Annotated in this window: 19 protein-coding genes; 1 reads left to right on the top strand and 18 read right to left on the bottom strand. The window is 60.5% G+C overall.

All coding sequences use genetic code 11. The annotated features are described in order from the left end of the window. Window position 1: 1 nt before the first annotated feature. The 8 genes from fabZ to DXB86_RS06470 are packed head-to-tail and all read right to left on the bottom strand — an operon-like array spanning window position 2 to window position 6,111. Window positions 2-424, bottom strand: a complete 423-nt coding sequence (fabZ, locus tag DXB86_RS06505; RefSeq protein ID WP_099432064.1) for a 3-hydroxyacyl-ACP dehydratase FabZ — start codon at window positions 422-424, stop codon at window positions 2-4. Window positions 425-433: 9 nt separating this feature from the next. Then, window positions 434-907 (bottom strand): acetyl-CoA carboxylase biotin carboxyl carrier protein, encoded by a 474-nt coding sequence (gene accB / locus DXB86_RS06500; RefSeq protein WP_117629227.1) that lies wholly within the window; start codon window positions 905-907, stop codon window positions 434-436. Between the two features lie 3 nt (window positions 908-910). After that, window positions 911-2,158, bottom strand: a complete 1,248-nt coding sequence (gene fabF, locus DXB86_RS06495) for a beta-ketoacyl-ACP synthase II (protein WP_117629228.1) — start codon at window positions 2,156-2,158, stop codon at window positions 911-913. Window positions 2,159-2,197: 39 nt separating this feature from the next. Then, on the bottom strand, window positions 2,198-2,971 hold the full coding sequence (gene fabG, locus DXB86_RS06490) for a 3-oxoacyl-[acyl-carrier-protein] reductase (RefSeq protein ID WP_117736577.1): 774 nt from the start codon (window positions 2,969-2,971) through the stop codon (window positions 2,198-2,200). A 30-nt stretch (window positions 2,972-3,001) separates the two neighbouring features. Then, a complete protein-coding gene (locus tag DXB86_RS06485) occupies window positions 3,002-3,928 on the bottom strand; it encodes an ACP S-malonyltransferase (RefSeq protein WP_117736576.1) in 927 nt (308 codons plus the stop codon). Then, on the bottom strand, window positions 3,916-4,860 hold the full coding sequence (gene fabK / locus DXB86_RS06480) for an enoyl-[acyl-carrier-protein] reductase FabK (RefSeq protein ID WP_117736575.1): 945 nt from the start codon (window positions 4,858-4,860) through the stop codon (window positions 3,916-3,918). Before fabK ends, DXB86_RS06485 begins: the two co-directional genes overlap by 13 nt. A gap of 2 nt (window positions 4,861-4,862) precedes the next feature. Next, window positions 4,863-5,099, bottom strand: coding sequence for an acyl carrier protein (locus tag DXB86_RS06475; protein ID WP_006235019.1), 237 nt, complete (start codon window positions 5,097-5,099; stop codon window positions 4,863-4,865). A 52-nt stretch (window positions 5,100-5,151) separates the two neighbouring features. Further along, on the bottom strand, window positions 5,152-6,111 hold the full coding sequence (locus DXB86_RS06470; protein WP_117736574.1) for a beta-ketoacyl-ACP synthase III: 960 nt from the start codon (window positions 6,109-6,111) through the stop codon (window positions 5,152-5,154). Between the two features lie 174 nt (window positions 6,112-6,285). On the opposite strand from DXB86_RS06470, the gene DXB86_RS06465 reads away from it, so the two are divergent. Then, entirely contained in the window at window positions 6,286-7,062 is a 777-nt protein-coding gene (locus DXB86_RS06465) for a biotin--[acetyl-CoA-carboxylase] ligase (RefSeq protein ID WP_117736573.1), read from the top strand. A gap of 115 nt (window positions 7,063-7,177) precedes the next feature. Here DXB86_RS06465 and rpsJ read toward each other — a convergent pair whose 3' ends face one another. The 10 genes from rpsJ to DXB86_RS06415 all read right to left on the bottom strand — a co-directional run bounded on the left by rpsJ (window position 7,178) and on the right by DXB86_RS06415 (window position 22,977). Further along, entirely contained in the window at window positions 7,178-7,486 is a 309-nt protein-coding gene (gene rpsJ / locus DXB86_RS06460) for a 30S ribosomal protein S10 (protein ID WP_022094184.1), read from the bottom strand. 60 nt (window positions 7,487-7,546) lie between these two features. Next, entirely contained in the window at window positions 7,547-9,646 is a 2,100-nt protein-coding gene (gene fusA / locus DXB86_RS06455) for an elongation factor G (protein WP_022094183.1), read from the bottom strand. Window positions 9,647-9,665: 19 nt separating this feature from the next. Further along, window positions 9,666-10,139 (bottom strand): 30S ribosomal protein S7, encoded by a 474-nt coding sequence (gene rpsG, locus DXB86_RS06450; protein WP_006235013.1) that lies wholly within the window; start codon window positions 10,137-10,139, stop codon window positions 9,666-9,668. Window positions 10,140-10,213: 74 nt separating this feature from the next. After that, entirely contained in the window at window positions 10,214-10,591 is a 378-nt protein-coding gene (gene rpsL, locus DXB86_RS06445; protein ID WP_006235012.1) for a 30S ribosomal protein S12, read from the bottom strand. Window positions 10,592-11,042: 451 nt separating this feature from the next. Then, window positions 11,043-12,119, bottom strand: coding sequence for a DUF4179 domain-containing protein (locus DXB86_RS06440; protein ID WP_117736572.1), 1,077 nt, complete (start codon window positions 12,117-12,119; stop codon window positions 11,043-11,045). Then, window positions 12,070-12,588, bottom strand: coding sequence for an RNA polymerase sigma factor (locus DXB86_RS06435; protein ID WP_187362387.1), 519 nt, complete (start codon window positions 12,586-12,588; stop codon window positions 12,070-12,072). The genes DXB86_RS06440 and DXB86_RS06435 overlap by 50 nt, the downstream gene beginning before the upstream one ends. Before the next feature lie 312 nt (window positions 12,589-12,900). Next, window positions 12,901-17,379: a DNA-directed RNA polymerase subunit beta' gene (locus DXB86_RS06430; RefSeq protein WP_199411006.1), complete on the bottom strand. Its 4,479-nt coding sequence runs from the start codon at window positions 17,377-17,379 to the stop codon at window positions 12,901-12,903. A 6-nt stretch (window positions 17,380-17,385) separates the two neighbouring features. Continuing rightward, window positions 17,386-20,814 carry a DNA-directed RNA polymerase subunit beta gene (locus tag DXB86_RS06425; RefSeq protein WP_233504170.1) on the bottom strand — a complete coding sequence of 1,143 codons (3,429 nt, stop codon included), beginning with the start codon at window positions 20,812-20,814 and terminating at the stop codon, window positions 17,386-17,388. 439 nt (window positions 20,815-21,253) lie between these two features. Next, window positions 21,254-22,126 carry a hypothetical protein gene (locus DXB86_RS06420; RefSeq protein WP_117736569.1) on the bottom strand — a complete coding sequence of 291 codons (873 nt, stop codon included), beginning with the start codon at window positions 22,124-22,126 and terminating at the stop codon, window positions 21,254-21,256. A gap of 92 nt (window positions 22,127-22,218) precedes the next feature. Continuing rightward, window positions 22,219-22,977 (bottom strand): hypothetical protein, encoded by a 759-nt coding sequence (locus DXB86_RS06415; RefSeq protein ID WP_117736568.1) that lies wholly within the window; start codon window positions 22,975-22,977, stop codon window positions 22,219-22,221. Between the last annotated feature and the right edge of the window lie 8 nt (window positions 22,978-22,985).

The following is a 22,985-nucleotide window of genomic DNA, read 5'->3' as shown; positions in this document are numbered from 1 at the left end:
CTTAACTTTCGTGCATGAGTGCAAAAGACATATCGGCGCGGCAGCAAACCTCACCGTTGACGCTCGCAGTACCCGTCGCAAAGCGGAACGGCCCGCGCGCACGCGTGATGGAGCACACTAGATCCACCGTGTCGCCCGGGCGCACCGGACGCTTAAAGCGCACCTTGTCCAGACTCGTGTAGAACGGCGTCGCGCCGCGCGCCTCCTCATCGCCCATCAGCAGCACGCAGCAGTTCTGGGCGAGCATCTCGCACTGAATCACGCCGGGAACGACCGGGTTTCCCGGAAAATGTCCCTGCAAAAAGTACTCGTCGCCTGTAATCGTGATCTTGCCGTGGGCCTCGTCGCCCACCAGCTCGGCTTCGTCGAGCAAAAGCATCGGCTCGCGATGCGGTAACAGCTTCTTGAGCTCTTCTTTGTTCATGGATATCACCTATCCGATCCTCATGAGGCAGCTGCCAAACTCCACGAGGTCGCCGTCGGCCACGCAGATCTCGAGCACCTCACCGTCTGCCTCGGCCGTCACCTCGTTGAGAACCTTCATGGCCTCGATGATGCAGAGGGTCTCGCCGGCCTTGACCTTGGAGCCCACGCGCACAAATGGCTCGTCGCCCGGCGCAGGGGCAGCATAGAAGACGCCCACCATGGGAGCAGTCACCTCGGTGCCCTTGGGCTCCGGCGCGGCGGCAGGTGTCTGCGTGGCGGGTTCCGGTGCGGCAGGCGCGACTGTGGGAGCTGCAACTTGAGCGGCCATGGCGCTCGGCATAGGCATGGGCACGGCAACCGGCTGCGCCACACTCGCGCGCTCGAGTTCGACCGCGGTGCCATCGGGCTCCTCAACGCGTACGCGCGTGAGGCCGCGGTCCTCCATCACATCGGCTATCTCGGCAAGTCTTTTGGAATCCATGCTCTAGCTCCTCGTATATCTACGCAGCGCGATGGCGGCGTTGTGCCCGCCAAAGCCCAGGTTGGTCGAAAGCGCCCAGGTAAGGTCGGCGCGAACCGCGCGATTGGGCGTGTAATCAAGATCGCAGGCGGAATCGGGCGTGTGGTAGTTAATGGTCGGCGGCACCACGCCCTGCTCGAGTGCCATGGCGCAGGCCATGACCTCGATGGCCCCCGTGGCACCGATCATGTGCCCCGTCATCGACTTGGTCGACGAGACATGTGCGGCGCGCGCCGCGTCCTCGCCGAGCGCTCGCTTAATGCCCGCCGTCTCGGACGAATCATTAAGCTTGGTCGAGGTGCCGTGGGCATTGATGTAGAGGCCCTCGGAAGGCTTGACGTCGCCCTCGGCCACCGCCAGCGATATCGCGCGGGCAATGCCGGCAGCCTCGGGATCGGGACTCGTGATGTGATAAGCATCATCGGTGTTGCCGTAGCCCACGACCTCGGCATAAATGTGCGCACCGCGCGCCTGCGCATGTTCCATGCTCTCGAGTACCAGCACGCAAGCGCCCTCGCCCATCACAAAGCCGTCGCGGTCTGCATCGAACGGGCGGCAAGCCGTCGCAGGATCGGGGTTGGTGGTCAATGCGCGGCAGGACGTAAAGCCTGCAACGGCATCGGGGATAATGGCCGCCTCGGCGCCGCCCGCGAGGATCGCGTCGGCATAGCCGTGCTTGATGGCGCGGAACGCCTCGCCCACCGCATGGGCCGAGGTCGCGCAAGCAGTCACGACTGGCAGGGTCGGTCCCTTTGCCTTGTGGCGGATCGCGATATTGCCCGAAGCCATGTTGGGGATCATCATCGCAATCATATAGGGCGATGCGCGGCGAGGTCCACGATCGGCGATCGTGTGGACGTTGTCGACGAGCGTCGTCATGCCGCCCACGCCCGAGCCCACGTAGACGCCCAGGCGCTCACGATCGATGGCGCCTTCGACATCAAAGCCCGCATCGTGCATTGCCTCGTCCGAAGCCGCCATCGCAAACTGAACGCAGGGGTCCAGATGCTTGGCGTCACGCTTGCCAAAGTACTCGTTGCCGTCAAAGCCCTTGACTTCGGCCGCCACCTTGACGGTAAACGCATCGGTATCGAAGTGCGTGATCGGGCCGATGCCACAGGTCCCGGCGCACATGGCCGCCCAGGTGGCAAGCGCGGTGTTGCCGAGCGGCGATACGGCACCGATGCCGGTGATTGCAACTCTCTGTTCCATCATGGTCTCCTCATCCAAGCCGTTCTTCGGCCCTGGTTTCTACATCGCCATTCCGCCGTCGACGCGCACGACCTCGCCCGTAATGTAAGCAGCCGCATCGCTCGCTAAAAAGCGCACCACGCCGGCCACTTCCTCGGGACGTGCCATGCGCTTAAGGGGAATCTGTTCCTCGGTTGCCGTACGCACCTTCTCCGAGAGCTTTGCCGTCATATCTGTCTCGACAAACCCGGGGGCGACCGCGTTCGCTCGTACGCCACGAGGCGCAAGCTCGCGCGCCACCGCCCTGGTAAGCCCTATCACGCCCGCCTTGGAAGCAGCGTAGTTGGCTTGCCCGGCATTGCCCATCAGGCCCACGACCGAGCTCATGTTGACGACGCAACCGCCGCGCTGGCGCATAAAGGTCTTGGTGAGCGCGCGCGTCATATTGAATGTTCCCTTGAGATTGACATCGAGCACGCGATCGAATGCGTCATCGCCCATGCGCATGAGCAGGCCATCGCGGGTGATGCCGGCGTTGTTGACGAGCGCCCAAATGGAACCAAAGTCGTTGAGGACCGCTTCCACGCACGCGTTGACGGCAGCGGGATCGGCCACGTCGCATTGATATGCGCGTGCCGTGGCGCCAACCGCCTCACAGGCTTCGCACGTCTTGCGCGCCGCATCGACGCTGCCGGCATAGACGACGGCGATATCAAAGCCGTCCTCCGCCAGACCGACAGCGCAGGCGCGGCCGATACCCCGCGAGCCGCCCGTGACCAGTGCCACGCGACGTGAGTCGTTGCGCTCGAGCGCGCCGTTGTTCAAGTTGCCCATGTCATTCCTTTCGGGTTACAGCCCTGTGGACTATGCGAGCTCGTCGGCAATAGCTGCGACCTGCTCGGCCGTTTCGCACGAATACACGCGAACGTCGCACAGCGTACGCTTAACCAGGCCCGACAGCGTTTTGCCAGGGCCGACCTCAATAAACGTGTCGATGCCTTGATCCTGCAGAGCATGCAGCGTGTCGACCCAGCGCACGGCATGGCTCACCTGGTTGGCCAAGACATCCGATGCTGCTCGCGGGTCCGCCGGATAGGGCGCCGCTGTTATATTTGCCATAACAGGAATGAGCAACGAGGACGGCGCGTGACCGGCCTCGATATATGCAGCAAGGCCACAGGTCGCCTCGGCCATATAGGGGCTATGGAATGCACCCGACACCGCGACCTTCATGGCGCGACCGCCAGCCTCTTTTACCAGGACGTCGAGCTCCTGCAGCGCCTCGGGCGCTCCGGCCACAACCGTCTGCTGGGGACTGTTGTAGTTGACCGGCCAGCAGTCCTCGCCGGCCTGTTTTGCCAAACCCTCGACCTGCGCCGCATCGAGTTTGATGACGGCGCGCATGCCGCCGGGGTGACGCTCGGCCGCCGTGGCCATCAATGCCGCGCGCTCACACACGAGCTCAAAACCCGCTCGCGTATCGAATGCCCCCGCAAAGGTGAGTGCTGCGACCTCGCCCAGCGAGAATCCCGCACAGGCGGCAGGCACTACGCCGCGCTCGCGCAGGGCGGCAGCCGCTGCCAGGTCGTGAACGAACACGCACGGCTGCGTGTTCTCAGTCTGCGAGAGCTCCTCCTTGGAGGCGCTCCGGCACTGCTCGCTGGTCCCCGGGCGCACCTCGTCGGCAATGGCGAACACCTCGGCGGCCGCCGGCGATGCCTCAATCAGGTCGACGCCCATCGCGGGATGCTGGGCACCCTGACCGGCAAACAGAAACGCTACGCCACCCATGCGGACGCACCCTTCAGGACATGCTCGGCGCCATCGACCAAATCGTCGACGATTTCGCGTGCGCTCTGGCGTTCGTTGACCATGCCGGCAATCTGTCCGCACAAATACGAACCCTCTTCGTAATTACCGTCCTTTGCGGCTTTACGAAGCGCGCCCGTGCCCATGGCCCCGAGCTCCTCGGGGCTTGCGCCCGCCGCCTCGTTCTTGGCATACGCGTTGGTGAAGGGGCTCTTGAGGGCGCGAACCGGATGTCCCGTCGAGCGACCGGTCGCACGCGTCGAGGTGTCGTTGGCCTTCAGGACCATCTCCTTGTACTGCTCCGATACGGTGCACTCATCTGCGATCAGAAAGCGCGTACCCACCTGCACGCCGGCGGCGCCCAGCATAAAGGCGGCCGCCACGCCGCGGCCATCGGCGATACCGCCAGCCGCAACCACGGGAATATCGACCGCATCGACAACCTGTGGCACCAGTGCCATCGTCGAGGTCTCGCCAATATGGCCGCCTGATTCGGTACCCTCGGCAACCACGGCAGTGGCTCCACGACGCGCCACGAGACGCGCCAGCGCCACCGAGGCAACGACCGGGATGACCTTGATGCCCGCCTCGTTCCACGCCTTCATGTACTTGGTGGGATTGCCGGCACCCGTCACGACGACCGGCACCCGCTCGTCAATCACGACCCGCGCTACCTCGTCGGCAAACGGGCTCATGAGCATGACGTTGACGCCAAAGGGCTTATCCGTCCTGGCGCGCAGCTCATGAATCTGGTCGCGCAGCCAGTTGGCGTCGGCGTTCATGGCCGCGATAATCCCTAAGCCGCCCGCCTCGGACACTGCGGACGCCAGCGAGGCGTCGGCGATCCAGGCCATACCGCCCTGGAACACGGGCTTTTCGATGCCGAGCAGATCGCAGAGAGGAGTCTTGAGCATCTCTACTTCTCCAATGCCGCCTCGACCGTATCGGCGAACTCGCCGACCGTCTTGGGGTTCTCCTCGGTATCGAGCTGGATGCCAAACTCGTCCTCAACGGCGACGAGGATCTCGACGGTGCCCAGACTGTCGAGACCAATCTCCTCGAGCGTGGACTCGGGCTTCATCTCGACGTCGTCAAGACCGGCGGTCTCGCGGATAACATCGCAAACGCGCTCGAAGGTCTTCTGATCTGCCATGGTAGTTCTCCTTTGTTTGTGCCCTAGGGGCGTTTTTATTTCCTATGTGCGACTACTTCCAACGAAGTAGATAGCCACCTATATCCAGACCGGCGCCAAATCCAACGAGGGCGATGGTGTCGCCCGTGTGAAGTGCGCCGGCGTTTGCCAGCCGGTCGAGGGCAAGCGGAATGCATGCGCTCGAAATGTTGCCGGTCTCGCGCAGCGTTCGAACCACGCGCTTGTCTGGCGCACCGAGGCGCTTGACCGCCTGACTCAGGATTCGTTCGTTAGCCTGATGGAATACAAAATGGTCGATGTCCTCGACCGAAATGCCCGCATCGCTCGCAAGCTTATGGACCGTGTCGCAAATCGCGTTGACGCCGAACTTGAACACGCGGCGGCCATTCATGGACAGCACGCTCTCGCTATCTGCGAAGGCCTTAAACGGCGAGGTGCCGACCAGACCGGGAACGCACAACGTCTCGACGTCGGGCGCCGTCGAAAGCTCAACGGCAAGGGGGCTGTCTCCCCCAGCCTCAATCACCGCGGCGCCTGCCCCATCGCCAAAGAGCACACAGGTGGCGCGGTCGGTCCAGTCGAGCGCGCGCGTCATCTGCTCGGCGGCAACGACAAGCACATGCTTGGCTCGTCCTCGGGCGATATAGCCCTCGGCAACATCGAGCGCAAATACGAAGCCGGCGCAGGCAGCCGAGACATCGAAGGCAGGGCACGTCGCGCCCAGTCGCTCAGCAACGGCACACGCCTCGGCGGGAACAAGGTGGTCACCCGTCGTCGTCGAGCAGACGATCAAATCCAGCTGGCTCGCGTCGATTCCGGACACCTGGAGTGCCCGCTCGCTCGCCGCTACGGCAAGGTCGTCAAGTGACTCGGTGGTGCATACATGGCGACTCTTAATACCTGTGCGGGTAAAAATCCACTCATCCGAGGTATCGAGGAACTCGGACAGCTCGTCATTGGAAACACTGCGCTTAGGAAGCGCCGAGCCTGTTCCAAGAATCGTGAAACCCATCACTAACCTCCTTTGAGTTGTTGACGTGTTTACATCGACCAAGAGAGGATAGCGCATTTCAGTCGTTGTTAACGTGTTAACATTAAATTGTCCAAATGCGACAAAGGCTTCACATTGTGTCTCTCTCGACACCATTGCGTTATTCACTTATTCATTAAGGAGGTAGCAGCCGTTATGGATGCCAAATTAACGATAGTCGACGTAACCGGATCGACCAACGATGACCTGCTCGAAGCAGGAAAACAGGGAGCGCCGCACGGCACAGGACTTGCCGCCCGGGCTCAGACAGCAGGACGCGGCCGGCGCGGCCACAAGTGGGATTCAACCGCCGGCAACCTATTGCTTTCGATTGTCCTGCGTCCATGCGTTAATCCTGCGAAGTACTCTGGTCTTGCTGCCGTCAGCGGCCTAGCGGTGCTCGAGGCGCTCGAAAAACAGGGTCTTGCAAACGAGATTGGCCTCAAATGGCCCAACGACTTGGTCGCTCGAGGGCGCAAACTTGGCGGCATCTTAGTCGAGGCAGCACGCGATAACGAAGGCAAACCCTTCGCCGTCTGCGGCATTGGCGTCAATGTGAACTATGTGCCCTCGGAGGTTCCCGATGGCGGGCTGGCGGCAATCGGCCTCTCGGATCTCAACAAGAATGTTCCCACGGTCGATACGCTGCTCGATGCGGTCTACCATGCGGTCGTTGAGGGTGTAGACACTTGGGAGAAGTGCCTTAATACAATGGAGAGTAGCGTCGGCCCGCTTGCGCCCATCCTCGATGATTATGTCGCCCACCTCAATTGGATTGGGAACCACGTAATTGCCCGCTCCCCCGCTGGAGAAGAGCTGGCGCGAGGAATATTCAGAACGGTCGACGATTATGGTCGCGCGAACATCGAGACGGAGGGCGGGCTCCGCGCATTCCACTTCGAAGAAGCATCCTTGCGCCCTTTGGGCGCATAGGGTGCCAAAGCCATCCTCTCAGCAGCATTATTCGCCTCTTAAAACCTAAGCTCAAAACAAAAGGGCCCCGCTACCGTAACGGCAGCGGGGCCCTTTAAGCTATGAGCGATATCGCTTAGAGCTTGATGTCGATGTCGACGCCAGCGGGGAGGTCGAGACGCATGAGCGAATCAACGGTGCCCGAGGTGGGGTCGAGGATGTCGATGAGACGCTTGTGGGTGCGCATCTCGAACTGCTCACGGGAGTCCTTGTTCACGTGCGGCGAGCGGATAACCGTGTACAGGTTGCGCTCGGTGGGCAGGGGGACAGGACCGGAAACGCGAGCGCCGGTCTTCTGAGCGGTCTCGACGATGAGCTTCGCGGACTGATCGACGACCTCGTGATCATAGCCCTTGAGGCGAATGCGGATCTTCTGGGTAGCCAACTTAAACCTCCAAAGAGTGCGAGAGATGCTCTCGCGGATTACGTAACAGGGAGCTCGAACTTAGGCGTTCTTGCTCATGACCTCGTCCACGATGGACTTGGGCGCGGGCTCATAAGAGTCGAACTGCATCGTGTAGGATGCACGGCCCTGGGTCTGGGAGCGAAGGTCGGTAGCGTAACCGAACATCTCGCCCAGCGGCACCTTGGCACGGATGAGCTTGCTGTTCTTGCGATCCTCCATGCCCTCGATCTTGCCGCGGCGACCGGAGAGGTTGCCCATAACGTCGCCCATGTACTGCTCGGGGGTCTCGACCTCGACAGCCATGATCGGCTCGAGCAGCTGCGGGTCGGACTTCTTGAGGGCGTCCTTGATAGCCATGGAACCGGCGATCTTAAAGGCGGCCTCGGAGGAGTCGACCTCGTGGTAAGAACCGTCGAACAGGGTGACCTTGACGTCGAGGACCGGGAAGCCGGCGATAACACCGGTGTTCAGGGCCTCCTGGATGCCCTTGTCGATGGACGGGATGTACTCCTTGGGCACGACGCCGCCGACGATAGCGTTGACGAACTCGTAGCCGAAGCCCTCCTCCATCTTCTCGAGCTTGATGACGGCGTGGCCGTACTGACCGCGACCACCGGACTGACGGACGAACTTGCCCTCAGCCTTCTCGACGTCGTGACCAGCGGTCTCGCGGTAGGCGACCTGGGGCTTACCGACGTTAGCGTCAACCTTGAACTCGCGGAGCAGACGGTCGACGATGATCTCGAGGTGCAGCTCGCCCATGCCGGCGATGATGGTCTGGCCGGTCTCGTGGTTGGTGGACACCTGGAAGGTCGGGTCCTCCTCGGCGAGCTTGGTCAGAGCCAGGGACATCTTGTCCTGCTCGGCCTTGGTCTTCGGCTCGATGGCAACGTCGATAACGGGCTTAGCGAACTCGATCTTCTCGAGGACGATCTCCTTGCCCTCGGCGCACAGGGTGTCACCGGTGGTGGAGTTCTTGAAGCCGACGCAAGCGACGATGTCGCCGGCGGCAGCGTCGTCACGGTCGATACGCTCGGCGGCGTTCATCTCGAGGATGCGGCCGAGGCGCTCGCGCTGACCGTTGGAAGCGTTGACCACATAGGATCCGGACTCGGCGCGGCCGGAGTAAACGCGGACGTAGGTGAGCTTACCGACGAACGGGTCGGTCATGATCTTGAAGACCAGGCCGGAGAAGGGCTCGTCGAAGGAAGGATGACGCTGGATCTCCTCGCCGGTGTCCGGATCGGTACCGGTGACGGCCTCAACGTCGAGCGGGCTGGGCAGGTAGTCGACGACAGCGTCGAGCAGCTCCTGAACGCCCTTGTTCTTGTAGGCGGAACCCACGAAGACGAGGTTGAGCTCGTTGGCCAGAACGCCCTTGCGCAGAGCAGCCTTGAGCTCCTCGACGGTGAAGTCCTCCTCCATGAGGATCTTCTCCATGAGCTCGTCGTCAAAGCTGGCAGCAGCGTCAAGGAGCTCCTCGCGCTTGGTGGCAGCGATGTCGGCAAACTCAGCCGGGATCTCGTCCATCGGCTCAGGGTAGGTCATACCCTTCTCGTCGGCCTTGAAGTCCCATGCGGTCATGGTGACCAGGTCGATGACGCCCCAGAAGTTGTCCTCGGCGCCCATCGGGACCTGAGCGGCCACGGCGTTAGCGTCGAGACGATCCTTCATGGTCTCGATAGCGTTGAAGAAGTCAGCGCCCACGCGGTCATACTTGTTGATGAAGGCGATGCGGGGGACGTTGAAGGTAGAAGCCTGACGCCAAACGGTCTCAGACTGGGGCTGAACGCCGGCAACGGCGTCGAAGACGGCGACAGCACCATCGAGGACGCGCAGGCAGCGCTCGACCTCGGCGGTGAAGTCAACGTGGCCCGGAGTGTCGATGATCTGGATGCGGTAGTCCTTACCGTCCTTGTTCCAGAAGCACGTGGTAGCAGCGGAGGTAATGGTTACGCCGCGCTCCTGCTCCTGAACCATCCAGTCCATGGTGGCAGCACCCTCATGGACCTCACCGATCTTGTGGGTCTTACCGGTGTAGTAAAGAATACGCTCGGTCGTGGTGGTCTTACCGGCATCGATGTGAGCCATGATGCCGATGTTACGGGTATCGGAAAGCTTGTACTTAGGCTTAGCCATGTTAGTTCCTTACCTTAACTTACCAACGATAGTGAGAGAACGCGCGGTTGGCCTCGGCCATCTTGAAGACGTCCTCACGCTTCTTGACGGAAGCGCCCAGGCCGTTGGAGGCGTCGAGGATCTCGTTGGCGAGACGCTCGGCCATGGTCTTCTCCTTGCGAGCGCGGGAGAAGTTGACGATCCAACGGATACCCAGAGCGGTGGAACGACGGGAGTTGACCTCCATCGGGACCTGATAGGTAGCGCCACCGACACGCTTGGGCTTAACCTCGAGCGTGGGCTTGACGTTGTCCATAGCCTTCTTGAAGGTAGCAAGAGCGTCGCCACCCTCGGACTTCTCGGCAACGATCTCGAAAGCGGTGTAAACGATGCGCTCAGCGGTGGCCTTCTTGCCGTCAAGAAGGACCTTGTTGATGAGCTGAGTCACCAGGCGGTTGTTGTAAACGGCGTCAGGCTGAACCTCACGACGATTAGCTGCTGCACGACGCGGCATGTGAAATCTCCTTAAGTGTCTACCGTGCGGCGCTCAAGACGGCACACGGCGAAAGTATCAAAACGTTATCTGGCTTATTTAGCCTTGGGGCGCTTAGCACCGTACTTGGAACGGGCCTGCATACGGTTCTGGACCGGAGCAGCGTCGTAGGCGCCACGGATGACGTGATAACGGACACCAGGGAGGTCACGGACACGACCGCCGCGGACGAGCACGATGGAGTGCTCCTGCAGGTTGTGGCCCTCACCCGGGATGTAAGCAGTAACTTCGATGCCGTTGACAAGGCGAACACGGGCAACCTTACGAAGAGCCGAGTTCGGCTTCTTGGGGCTCGTGGTGAAGACGCGGGTGCACACGCCGCGCTTCTGGGAGTTGTGCTGCAGAGCAGCGTTCTTGGACTTCTTGGGCACGGAACGACGGCCCTGGCGAACCAGCTGGTTAATAGTAGGCAAAGCGTACTCCTTCTCGAATGATTCCAGCTTTCTGTAAAGTGCAACGGCTTGAATCGAGGGGTCAGCATCCCCCTACGAAACACGCAGTTCGATAGGATACGTGGCGTTAGCTGTGCCGTCAACAGACCACGCCGCCGGGCGTATCCCAAAATTGGCACATTTCCGCAAAGCCTACACAAAAGGAATCCCCTCCTGTGCGCGGGGGCGGATCCCCGGGCCGGGCGGCACAGGGGTTAAGTTTGCTGCTCTACAGTCCTGGCTCGCACGGAGGCCACATTAAGTGGCCTCCGGCTCGTGCGGAACTCGCGACAAACTTAACCCCTGTGCCGCCCGGGCCGGGGATCCGACGTGCTCGTCGGGGCAACGTTACCTGCCAAAAAGGGACAGGTTTGTTTTGGCAGGTTTTATCTGGGAAAAGGCCGCTTCCCCTAGTGGGAAGCGGCCTCAAGCCTTACGAGTAGACGATGGTAAAGGGTTCTTCCGTTTGAGTCTCCCCTGTTGATGTGCACCTCGTTCCCTCAAGGGTTACCGATACAACCTGATCGACATTGATGAGCCTTGTCGGAACCCAAATGTTCTCTCCGCTATTGCGTGCCATCGAAACATAGAAATTGTACGCCCCTGCGTCGTCATCTTCGATAATCTGCTCTGACCCATCCTTGTAGGTGACGGTCAGTTTATGATCAACTGCTTCATAGCCCAGATCATCGATGTGCGTCTGAATGGAAAACGGGCTAATCTCGAGAGGCGAGTCATCGGAGCGGAGTTCTTTTGTATCGACGTGCGCTCCGACGTTAAACTCTGGCGTCGATACCTCGATCACCTTCGCATCCTCACCTTTGCCCTCCGTCCAACTGATATTCCAGGTGACCGCATGTCGTAAATCTCGATCGCGATTCCAAGATGCAAAGTACATCGTGCCGTTAATGACCGTGTCGCTTGATGTGTCTTTATCAATGGTGCAGCGTGTATCAGCCCATTCCTCGCCGAAGTTCATGCTGGGTGTACTGACGCCCCCTTCTTCTTCACCATAGAGAACAAGTTCGCCAAGCTCTGCCGCCGGCTTGTAGTAGCTAACGCCATTCGGATTGGACAACGTAAACGTCACGGCACCGCAACCGTTTTTATCGATAGCCATATCATGAATGTCGAGTGTATAGCCGTTGCCCTCGACGGACAGATTGACCTTCTGTACTGAACCCTCCAAGCTTTGGGGCGCGATACCATCACCAAACTCTCTGGTGTAGGTATATTTAGTCCCCGACGAGCCACCTTGAGTCCAGGTAATGGACTCTCCGTTGCCATGGTTTCCCCAGGCAGAGGCAAAATAACTGGAATTGACGACGGCGTAGGCGACCCCTCCGGTCGCCAGCACTCCGGCAAGGCATCCGATCACGGCAACATACAGAGGCTTCGCGTGACCCTTTCGGCGAAGCGGCTCACCAGCAGCGGCATAAAGAACACGGTCAGCAAGATCGCTATCGGCTTGGACGGACTCGAAGGCCTGCTTGATTTGGTTGGATTTCACGGTCGCCCTCCTCTAGGATGAACTTGAGTTTCGATCTGCCGCGAGCTAAACGCGTTCGAACGGTCGCGGCTGGCACATGCAGTAACTCGGCAATCTCTGAAGTCGAGAAGCCCAGATAGTAATAGAGCACGATGGGGATACGGAATCGTTCCGGAAGCCGCATGACATCTGACAGGACGGCCTTGGTCTCATCCTGCGCTGTCGAAAGCGACTCGGCCAGGTTCTCAATATCCTCCACACGCCTCCACGGCTTTCGAAAGAGCGATTTGCATTCATTGATCGTGACCCGGATAAGCCATCGACGAAGATGTTCCCAGCTTTCAAATTGCGCATCGCTTTTGAGTAACTTCAGAAAGACGTCTTGAGCGACATCGTCGGCGTCGGCGCGATCACGCAGGTACGTCAACGCGATCCGAAACACGACATCCCGGTGGTCTTCGACCGCCTGTCTAAAAGCTTGTTCTTCCATAATCACCTCCCGGTGACATTGATGGTTCTTGATGGGGCCCTCACCATAGATACGCTTTGACCGAGTGAAATGTTTCAAATCCAAGCAGGAAAAACCTACCAAAAAATAAATCCGTCACTTTTTGGCAAGGGATCAACGAAACGCAACAGGTTGAACATACGCAAGCGAGCGGCCCCCAGAGCGTACAAGGTGGCATGAAAAAGGCAGGGCATTGACCTTTTGGTCATGCCCTGCCTTTTGAATGACAGATTGTAGCTCTGGGGGCCGCGCAGCGACGGAGGTCGCCGCCGTTCGTTAGAACGGCGGAACTAGTTACTCCTCGTCGTTGTCCTTGGCCTCTTCGGCGTCATCGGTGTCCACGAGCTGGTTGAGCAGCTCGTCGAGGGAAGCCATGTCCTCGTTGATGGCACCGTTGGCGGGAGCCTTCTTGTCGTCGATCGGGGCGCCCAGGAGCTCCTCGTCGGCGTCGGCGTGATGCGTCGGCGTGGCGGAGGTGCCCAGCAGGATGTCGTCCGGACCGTCGGGGCTAAAGACCATCTGCAGCAGCTGCGAGAGGTCTTCCTCGTCGGCAACGTCGTCGTTGTTCTCGAGGATGTAGAGCAGATCGTGGGCCTCCAGGCCGTCACGGAGCTCCTCGATCGCCTTGGCGCCGATGCCATCGATGCGCAGCAGATCCTCCTCGGACTTGCCAACCAGGTCGCCGACCGTCTCGATGCCGACCTCGCTGAACTTGTTGGTCCAGCGCTGCGACACGCCCAGGTCGTCGAACAGGTACAGACGAGCCTTCTCGGCGGAGATGGTGTGGCCGTTGCGGGTGAACGAACCGTCAGCACCACCGAACTCGTCGTAGCCGGCCCAGTCGAGCTGCTGCGGGAGCTGCTCGTCCAGGTCCTTGAGCTCCACAGGAGCCCACTCGGGCAGCGACTTGGCGTTGGGCGAAGCCGGGCCGTCAATGTCCACGTAGCCGTCGGCCGTGCGATACGTCAGCTTGGCGTTGGCGTACGGCTTGAGGCCGGTACCAGCCGGGATCTTCTTACCGACGATGACGTTGGACTTAAGGTCGAGCAGGTGGTCGACCTTGCCCTCGATGGCAGCCTCGGTAAGGACGCCAGCGGTACGGATGAACGAAGCGCTCGACAGCCAGGAGTCGATGTTGGACGCGACCTTGAGCGTACCCAGGATGACGGGCTCGGCCACGGGAGCCTGACCGCCCAGACGGGCAACGCGCTCGACCTCGTCGGCAAACTCGTAGCGGTCGACGTACTGACCAAGCAGGTACTTGGAGTCGCCGGGGTTGGTGATCTGAACGCGACGCAGCATCTGACGTGCGAGCACCTCGATGTGCTTGTCGTTCAGGTCGACGCCTTGGCTGGTGTAGACGTCCTTGACGCTCTCGACGAAGGTGTGCATCGTCGACTCGATGTCGGTCAGCTTGCGCAGGTTGCGGAAGTTAACGAAGCCCTTGGTGATCTGGTCGCCGGCGCGAACCTCGCAGCCGTCCTCGATCTCGGGCATGAAGCGCACCGAAGCGGGGACGCGACGCTCGTCGAGGACACGGGTGTGATCCTCGGAGTCGGTGAGCGTCAGCACGTACTCGGACTTCTCGGGCTTAATCGAGAGGTGGCCGGAGTACGGAGCCAGCTCGGCCTCGCGACCCAGGATCTTCTCGTTGACGTTGCCGACGATATCGAACATACGGCTGACCGTAGGCAGACCCTGCGTAATATCGTCGACGCCAGCGACGCCGCCGGAGTGAATGGTACGCATCGTAAGCTGCGTACCGGGCTCGCCGATGGACTGGGCGGCAATAATGCCGACCGCGGTACCGATGGCGACCGGACGACGGGTGGAAAGATCCCAGCCGTAGCACTTCTGGCACACGCCGTACTTGGAGCGGCAGGTGAGCAGCGCGCGAAGCTTGACCTTCTTAAGGCCGGCATCGACCATCTTCTGGATGTCAGCGACCTTCTCGATGTAGCCGTCCTGCTCAAAGAGCACGGTGCCATCGGGAGCCACGACGTCCTCAATGAAGCAACGGCCGACGAGGTCGGTGTTGAGGTCGGTGGTGCCGGGGATGATGAGGTTGTAGGTGACGCCCTCGTGCGTACCGCAGTCCTCCTCGCGGACGATGACGTCCTGGGCCACGTCGACCAGACGACGGGTCAGGTAACCAGAGTCCGAGGTGTGGGATGCGGTATCGACCAGGCCCTTACGGGCGCCGTAGGTCGAAATGAAGTACTCGAGCGGCAGCAGGCCCTCGCGGAAGTTCGCCTTAATGGGAAGGTCGATCGTCTCGCCGGACATGTCTGCCATCAGGCCACGCATGCCGCCGAGCTGACGCAGCTGGGTCTTAGAACCACGGGCGCCGGAGTCGGCCATCATGTAGAGCGGGTTCTCCTCGTCGAACAAGTCGAGCATGAGCGCTGCAACCTTATCGGTACAAGCGGTCCACTCGTTAACGACTTCGATGTGCCGCTCCGTCTCGTTGATGAAGCCCTCCTCGAAGTACTCGTTGATCTGGTCGACGTTGGCCTGGGCGCGATCGAGCAGCTCCTGCTTCTCGGCAGGGATGAGAGCGTCCCACACCGAGATGGTGAGGCCAGCGCGGGTAGCGTAGTGGAAGCCGGAGTACTTGATGGCGTCGAGGATCGGGCCGACCTTGGCCTCGGGGTAACGATCGCAGCAGTCCGCAACCAGCTTGGCCACATCGCCCTTGACCATCTTGTAGTTCATGAACTCGTAGTCTTCGGGCAGGCACTGGCGGTTGAAGATGATGCGGCCGATAGAGGTCTCGAAGCGCGCGGTCTTGTTGCCGGTGACGTCGTAGTCGACGAACTCGTTCTTGCCGTTCTTGACGCGGAAGATACGGGTGCCGTCCTCGTTGATGACGTTGGCGTTCTCGGCGGACACGCGGACCTGAATCTTGGCCTGCATGTCGACCTCGGAGCGGCAGTCATAGGCGTGCAGCGCGTCGTCGAAGCTGGCGAACACGTGGTTCTCGCCCGGCAGACCGTCGCGGACCTGGGTCAGGTAGTACACACCAATAATCATGTCCTGCGAGGGGATGTTGACCGGCTTGCCGGATGCCGGCGAGCGCAGGTTGTTCGCAGAGAGCATGAGCACGCGAGCCTCGGCCTGAGCCTGGCTGGACAGCGGCACGTGGACAGACATCTGGTCGCCGTCGAAGTCGGCGTTGAAGGGCGAGCAGACCAGCGGGTGCAGGTGGATAGCCTTGCCCTCGACCAGAACCGGCTCAAAGGCCTGGATAGACAGACGGTGCAGGGTCGGTGCGCGGTTGAGCAGCACGACGCGGCCGTCGATGACCTCTTCGAGGATATCCCACACAAAGGTGGCACCGCGGTCGATAGCGCGCTTGGCGCCCTTGATGTTCTCGACCTTGCCAAGCTCGACCAGGCGCTTCATGACGAAGGGCTTGAAGAGCTCCAGCGCCATGGTCTTGGGCAGACCGCACTGGTGCAGCAGCAGCTTGGGGTCGGTAACGATAACCGAACGGCCGGAGTAGTCGACACGTTTACCCAGCAGGTTCTGGCGGAAACGACCCTGCTTGCCCTTGAGGGCCTCGGCGAGCGACTTGAGCGGGCGACCGCCACGGCCAGAGACCGGGCGACCACGACGGCCGTTGTCGAACAGGGCGTCCACGGACTCCTGGAGCATGCGCTTCTCGTTGTTCACGATGATCGCAGGGGCGTCCAGGTCGAGCAGGCGCTTGAGTCGGTTGTTACGGTTGATCACGCGACGGTACAGGTCGTTGAGGTCGGACGCGGCGAAGCGGCCGCCGTCGAGCTGGACCATCGGGCGCAGATCGGGCGGAATGACCGGGATGACGTCCAGAATCATGTTCGCGGGGCTGTTGCCACCCTTCAGGAAGGCGTCAACGACCTCGAGGCGCTTGACGGCCTTCTCGCGCTTCTGCTTCTGAGAATCCTCGTCAGCGATGATGGCCTTGAGCTTCTCGGCCTCGGAGGGGAGGTCGATGGCAGCGAGCAGGTCGCGGACGGCCTCGGCACCCATACCACCCTTGAAGTACATGGAGTAGTAACGGGTCATCTCGCGGAACAGCGGCTCATCGGAGATGAGGTCGCGCTCGGTGAGCTTCATGAAGGCGTTGAAGGCGTCCGTGCGGAGCTGCTTCTCGTCCTTGCACTCTTCCTCGATATCGACGATGCCAGAGGCGATCTCCTCGGGGGTCAGCGGCTCCTCGTCGGAGAACTCGTCAAAGTTCTCGGGGTCGCCCTGCTCCTTGAGGGACTCGATCTGGCGGGCGCACTCGGCATCGATCTCTTCCAGATCGGCGGCGAGCTCCTCGCGCAGGTCGTCGGCGTCGGCCTCGCGAGCCTCGTAGTCAACCTCGGTGATGATGTAGCTGGCAAAGTACAGAACCTTCTCGAGGTCCTTGGACTTGATGTCGAGCATACGGCTCATCGGGAAGCTCGTGGGGCTCTTGAAGTACCAGATGTGGGACACGGGAGCGGCGAGCTCGATGTGGCCCATGCGGTCGCGACGCACCTTGGCCGAGGTGACCTCGACGCCGCAGCGCTCGCAGACGATGCCCTTAAAGCGGATGCCCTTGTACTTGCCGCAGGAGCACTCCCAGTCCTTGGCGGGACCGAAGATCTTCTCGCAGAACAGGCCGTCCTTCTCGGGCTTGAGGGTACGGTAATTGATGGTCTCCGGCTTCTTGACCTCACCGTGCGACCAGGAACGGATCTGGTCGGCGGAGGCAAGGGAGATCTTTACCGAGTCAAAATCAGTAGCTTCGAAATCTGCCACAGTCAACTACTCCTTATCAGTGGTCGTGGCGGCGACAGCCTCGGGTGCCTCGGCGGTCTCGGCATCCTCGGCCTCGACGTCGGTGTCAACGCCGGCGAGCGCAGCCAGGTCGTCGAGAGCAGAGGTCTCCTCGGCGGTCACAGGGGCGGAGGCGTCCTCGTCGGCATCGTGCATGGGCTCGATGTCCAGCGCGAGGGAGCGGATCTCCTTGACGAGAACCTTGAAGGACTCGGGGATACCCGGAACCGGGACGTTCTCGCCCTTGACGATGGACTCGTAGGTCTTGACGCGGCCCACGGTATCGTCGGACTTGACGGTCAGGATCTCCTGCAGGACGTTGGAAGCGCCGTAAGCGTACAGTGCCCAAACTTCCATCTCGCCGAAGCGCTGGCCGCCGAACTGGGCCTTGCCGCCCAGAGGCTGCTGGGTAACCAGGCTGTAAGGGCCAGTCGAACGGGCGTGGATCTTGTCGTCGACCATGTGGCCGAGCTTGAGGATGTAGGACGTACCCACGGTAATGGGCTCGCGGAACTCCTCGCCGGTGCGGCCGTCGAACAGACGGGTCTTGCCGCGCTCGTCAAGCTGGGTGACGAACTCGGGGCGCATGTGATCGCCAAAGGCAGCGGTGGCCTTGTTGAGCATGTTCTTGTTGGCACGACGGATGACCTCGGCGATCTCGTCCTCCTTGGCGCCGTCGAAGACGGGCGTGGCGGTGAAGAACGGACCGGGGACGTACTTGTCGGAGTCGGCCTGCTCGGTATCCCAACCGCAGGCAGCAGCCCAGCCAAGGTGGCACTCGAGCAGCTGGCCGACGTTCATACGCGAGGGAACGCCCAGCGGGTTGAGGATAACGTCGATCGGGGTACCGTCAGCCATGTAGGGCATGTCCTCGACCGGCAGAACGTTACAGATAACACCCTTGTTGCCGTGGCGGCCGGCGATCTTATCGCCCTGCTGGATCTTACGACGCTGGGCGACGTAGACGCGCACCTGCTCGTTGACGCCGGGGGCCAGGTCGTCGCCGTTCTCGCGGCTAAAGCGGACGACATCGATGACGCGGCCGTAAGCGCCGTGAGGCATCTTAAGGGAGGTATCGCGGACGTCGTGGGCCTTGGCACCGAAGATGGCGCGCAGCAGGCGCTCCTCGGCGGTCAGAGCGCTCTCGCCCTTAGGCGTGACCTTGCCGACCAGGATGTCGCCAGGGCCGACCTCGGCGCCGATGCGGATGATGCCGTCCTCGTCGAGGTTGGCAAGCATGTCCTCGGAGAGGTTCGGGATCTCGCGGGTGATCTCCTCGGGGCCGAGCTTGGTGTCGCGGGCGTCGATCTCGTGACGGGTGATGTTGATGGTCGTCAGCAGGTCCTCGGCCACCAGGCGCTCGGACACGACGATACCGTCCTCGTAGTTAAAGCCTTCCCACGGCATGTAGGCCACGGTGAGGTTCTGGCCCAGTGCGAGCTCGCCGTGATCGGTCGAAGGACCGTCGGCCAGAGGCTCGCCCTGTTCAACGGTGTCACCGACGCGCACGAGCGGACGGTGGTTGATGCAGGTGGACTGGTTGGAGCGCTGGTACTTGGCCAGATGATACTCGTCCATGCCGCCGGCATGCTTGACGATAATCTTGGCGGCGTCGGCAAAGATAACCTCGCCGGCGTTCTTGGCCAGGGTGACCTCGCCGGAGTCCAGAGCGGCGCGACGCTCCATGCCGGTACCGACATAGGGAGCGGCGGGGTGAACCAGCGGCACGGCCTGACGCTGCATGTTAGCGCCCATCAGCGTACGCTTGGCGTCGTCGTGCTCAAGGAACGGGATCAGCGTGGCTGCGACGGAGAGCATCTGACGCGGCGAGACGTCCATGTAGTCGACGTCCTCGACGGGCACGTCGGCGGGAGCGCCGAAGGAACCGTCGAAGTCGCGGGTACGGGCGATCACGGTGTGCGGGCGGACAAGCTTGCCCTCGGCATCGGTCGTGATGAACTCGTTGGTCTTGGGATCGAGCGGCGTGTTGGCCGGCGCGATGACGTGCTTCTCTTCCTCGTCAGCGGTCATCCAGTCGATCTGATCGGTGGCAACGCCGTTCTCGACACGACGGAACGGGGCCTCGATGAAGCCGTACTCGTTGACGCGGGCGTAGAGGGCGAGCGAGCCGATCAGGCCGATGTTGGGGCCTTCGGGGGTCTCGATCGGGCACATGCGGCTGTAGTGCGAATTGTGAACGTCGCGGACGGCCGTCGGCACGTTGGTGCGGCGGCTGGAGCCGGACTTGTGGCCGGCAAGACCACCAGGGCCGAGTGCGGACAGACGGCGCTTATGGGTCAGACCGGTCAGGGGGTTCGCCTGGTCCATGAACTGCGAGAGCTGCGAGGAACCGAAGAACTCCTTGATGGAGGCCACGATCGGGCGGATGTTGATGAGCGACTGCGGGGTGATCTCGTCGATGTCCTGGGAGCTCATGCGCTCACGGACGACGCGCTCCATACGGCTCATGCCGATACGGAACTGGTTGGCGACGAGCTCGCCGACGGTACGGATGCGGCGGTTGCCAAAGTGGTCGATGTCGTCGACCTTGAAGCCCTGCTCGCCGGCAGCGAGGGACAGCAGGTAGCGCAGCGTAGCGACGATATCCTCGTCGGTGAGCACCGTGACCTCTTCCTCGGTGGTGAGGTTGAGCTTCTTGTTGACCTTGTAGCGACCGACGCGGGCCAGATCGTAGCGCTGCGGGTTAAAGAGAAGGCCCTCGAGCAGGCTGCGGGAAGCGTCCACGGTGGGAGGCTCGCCCGGGCGCAGGCGACGGTAGATCTCGATAAGAGCATCCTCGCGGGTAAGGGCGGTATCGCGCTCGAGGGTGCGCTTGATCACATCGGAGTTGCCGAGCAGCTCGATGATGTCGTCGTTGGTGACGGCGATGCCAAGGGCGCGCAGGAACATCGTGGCGCTCTGCTTGCGCTTACGGTCGATGGAGACCATGAGCTGGTCGCGCTTGTCGACCTCAAACTCGAGCCAGGCACCGCGGGACGGGATGATCTGAGCCTTGTAGATCTGCTTGCCCGAATCCATCTCGGAGCTGTAATACACGCCCGGGGAACGGACGAGCTGGGAGACGACGATACGCTCGGTACCGTTGATGATAAAGGTGCCCTGATCGGTCATCATGGGGAAGTCGCCCATGAAGACGAGCTGCTCCTTGATCTCGCCGGTCTCCTTGTTGGTAAGACGGACGTCGGTCAGAAGCGGAGCCTGATAGGTCATGTCCTTCTCGCGGCACTCCTCGACGGTGTGCGCGGGATCGCCAAACTGATGCTCGCCGAAGGTAACCTCGAGAACATGGTTCTGGCTCTGGATGGGGCTGGATTCCTTGAACGCCTCACGAAGGCCCTCGCTCTTAAAACGCTCAAAGGATTCCCTCTGAACAGAGATAAGGTTGGGGAGCTCCATGGCCTCCGGGATTTTCCCGAAGCTGACACGCGTGCGCTCAGTGGCAGTGATTGCGTTGGTCACCAGGTTTTTCCTCCTTCACGGAAATGCTCGGTGGATTGGCGAGGCATGGCTTCGCCAGTTATCGCAACCTAATAGTTTATCAGGTACCGACCGTTGAGCAAGAAAAGCCTTGACGCGATTGAGTTTTTGGAGTAGCAAAGTTTTTCAACAGAAAACATGCAGGTAGATGTATGTACATCGAACATCTGTTCATATATTTTCTGTGAACAGAGCTGCTGGCGCACGCCGTTGAATGGCGAAATGGAAGCGAGGGCACAGCCCAAATAAAAAACGGGTGCAGACCGAAGTCCGCACCCGTTTGCCTACCGCACCGGACATCTACGCGAGAAATCAGGGCGCATGCGTCTGAGCGGTAGACGAAAATGAAATTCAGCCGTTAGGCAGTTGCTGAGCGTTGCGAGCCCTCGAGGCGCTTCTCGTATTCCTTGAGCATCACTCGTGACCTGTTCTCAAGCATCTCGGAGAGCTGGTGAAACGTGTTGTCAAACGCCACGATTTGATAGCCATCGTCGACAAAAGAGCCCTTGAGGTAGTTCTTGTCGACGAATCCGTTCCACCCATCGAAGCGCTCGAGCCATTTCGGAACCTCCGGAAAGCAGCGCTTCGTCCCCCCCTTCGTCATGACAGAAATCTCTCGATTTTGAGTGCAGGCATAGTATTGCTTGAATTGTTTGAGAACTTTGTCGTACCTTTCGCCCAATTGCGAGAGCAGTGATTGGTGCTCTCCCGGAACGGGCATGAAATTGCCGATGGTTGCAACCGCATGGGCGAAATCATTCAGATCATTTATTTCGTCATCGTATTCGAGCTCAGATACCTCGACGCGCAACGAATCCCAATCGATTTTTCCGCGTTTGATATACGACTGGTTCTCGGTCTTGCATCTCTTGAGCGCCGCGTTTGCAGAAACCAAGGTTTCCGCGGAATCAACGATGTCTCTCGGATACTCATCAACAGGCCAGAGAACTTCATACATGTCTTGTACTGGTTGAAAGTGGTAATACTTCGCGGAAGTTTTACAGCAATCGAGATCGAAACCGCCATTGCATCCCTTGTAGCGTGCGAGACGTTGCAGAGCCGTTACTTTCTCGTCTGCATAATTCTGCTCCGACCGCAGCCCCAACCTAGCCTTCAGCTTATCGAAATCGATTAGCGTCCTCAGGTCGGTAAGCCGCTCTCCGTTGCGGTACACATCGGCGGAACACCTCCCGCTCGCGTTGCCTTTGTATAGCTCCACCGGTTTCGACATTTCAGCTCGCTCTCTTCCGCTTAAGGCATCATTCGACACACGATCTAAGCTCCGCATCTAGCAGTTAATAGTATAGGCCACCCGTCTGCCCCCTAGAGCTTCCAGCCGTTGGTCTCCGCTGTTTTAAGCAGTTGCTCTCGCTCTTCGATACGGTCGATCGCATAGCGAAGATAAGCGTCCAGAAACCCCCGAACATAGAAATGATGGAACCTGTCGTCAAAGCCAGTAACCCCTTTGATGTGATGGAACTCAATCTCTCCGCCTTCATAGAAGCATTCGAGACAGTTCCTCTTCGCCCAGGACTCAAGGTCTCCAAGGGCATACTCCCCCTGTTCGGCACCCAGCATCAAATCTGCTAGGGTCGGAGGCATCTGATCGCAGCATCCGCCCCAATCCGAGGCGAAACGGGTGTTTCTTCCGAGACCGTCCCCGTTGCAACAGTCAACAAGGGGGTAAAGCCCTCGGTGCTGCATCCAGCCTTCTGGCAGGATCCACATATTTGCTCGAGTGTACGCAAGCCCCAGAAACATGTGGAGAAGAGGATATTCCTCTTGCGGCAGGAGCCCTTCCAACTTCTCAGCAGTAAGTTTGCCCCGATAGATATCATTCTTATACCAGCGTTCGCCGCGTAGACTCAATAGCTCCCGTATGATCATCCAAGGGCTGAACATGATATCCGCGCGCCCTTTTTCATCAAATCCGAGATGCCCCTTCAGATAAAGGTAATCGATCTCGTACCCGGGATGCTGCCAATAACGGACCCAGTTGCTCAGTGGTCGATTGGGTTGGTACTCCTTCCCCAAGTACGCAGCCATCAAGTTGGCCGATGGCATCGAAATCACATCTACCATATTTTCTC

This window comes from Collinsella sp. OM06-18AC (genome assembly GCF_003438785.1).
Classification (GTDB): Bacteria; Actinomycetota; Coriobacteriia; order Coriobacteriales; family Coriobacteriaceae; genus Collinsella.
Note: the sequence above shows the minus strand (reverse complement) of the source record. Positions and strands in the feature narration are given on the sequence as shown.

Excerpts from the sequence above, each read along its gene's own strand:
- fabZ (WP_099432064.1), bottom strand. The coding sequence starts at position 424 with ATGAACAAAGAAGAGCTCAAGAAGCTGTTACCGCATCGCGAGCCGATG.
- accB (WP_117629227.1), bottom strand. The coding sequence starts at position 907 with ATGGATTCCAAAAGACTTGCCGAGATAGCCGATGTGATGGAGGACCGC.
- fabF (WP_117629228.1), bottom strand. The coding sequence starts at position 2,158 with ATGGAACAGAGAGTTGCAATCACCGGCATCGGTGCCGTATCGCCGCTC.
- fabG (WP_117736577.1), bottom strand. The coding sequence starts at position 2,971 with ATGGGCAACTTGAACAACGGCGCGCTCGAGCGCAACGACTCACGTCGC.
- DXB86_RS06485 (WP_117736576.1), bottom strand. The coding sequence starts at position 3,928 with ATGGGTGGCGTAGCGTTTCTGTTTGCCGGTCAGGGTGCCCAGCATCCC.
- fabK (WP_117736575.1), bottom strand. The coding sequence starts at position 4,860 with ATGCTCAAGACTCCTCTCTGCGATCTGCTCGGCATCGAAAAGCCCGTG.
- DXB86_RS06475 (WP_006235019.1), bottom strand. The coding sequence starts at position 5,099 with ATGGCAGATCAGAAGACCTTCGAGCGCGTTTGCGATGTTATCCGCGAG.
- DXB86_RS06470 (WP_117736574.1), bottom strand. The coding sequence starts at position 6,111 with ATGGGTTTCACGATTCTTGGAACAGGCTCGGCGCTTCCTAAGCGCAGT.
- DXB86_RS06465 (WP_117736573.1), top strand. The coding sequence starts at position 6,286 with ATGGATGCCAAATTAACGATAGTCGACGTAACCGGATCGACCAACGAT.
- fusA (WP_022094183.1), bottom strand. The coding sequence starts at position 9,646 with ATGGCTAAGCCTAAGTACAAGCTTTCCGATACCCGTAACATCGGCATC.
- rpsG (WP_006235013.1), bottom strand. The coding sequence starts at position 10,139 with ATGCCGCGTCGTGCAGCAGCTAATCGTCGTGAGGTTCAGCCTGACGCC.
- DXB86_RS06435 (WP_187362387.1), bottom strand. The coding sequence starts at position 12,588 with ATGGAAGAACAAGCTTTTAGACAGGCGGTCGAAGACCACCGGGATGTC.
- DXB86_RS06425 (WP_233504170.1), bottom strand. The coding sequence starts at position 20,814 with ATGGAGCTCCCCAACCTTATCTCTGTTCAGAGGGAATCCTTTGAGCGT.
- DXB86_RS06420 (WP_117736569.1), bottom strand. The coding sequence starts at position 22,126 with ATGTCGAAACCGGTGGAGCTATACAAAGGCAACGCGAGCGGGAGGTGT.
- DXB86_RS06415 (WP_117736568.1), bottom strand. The coding sequence starts at position 22,977 with ATGGTAGATGTGATTTCGATGCCATCGGCCAACTTGATGGCTGCGTAC.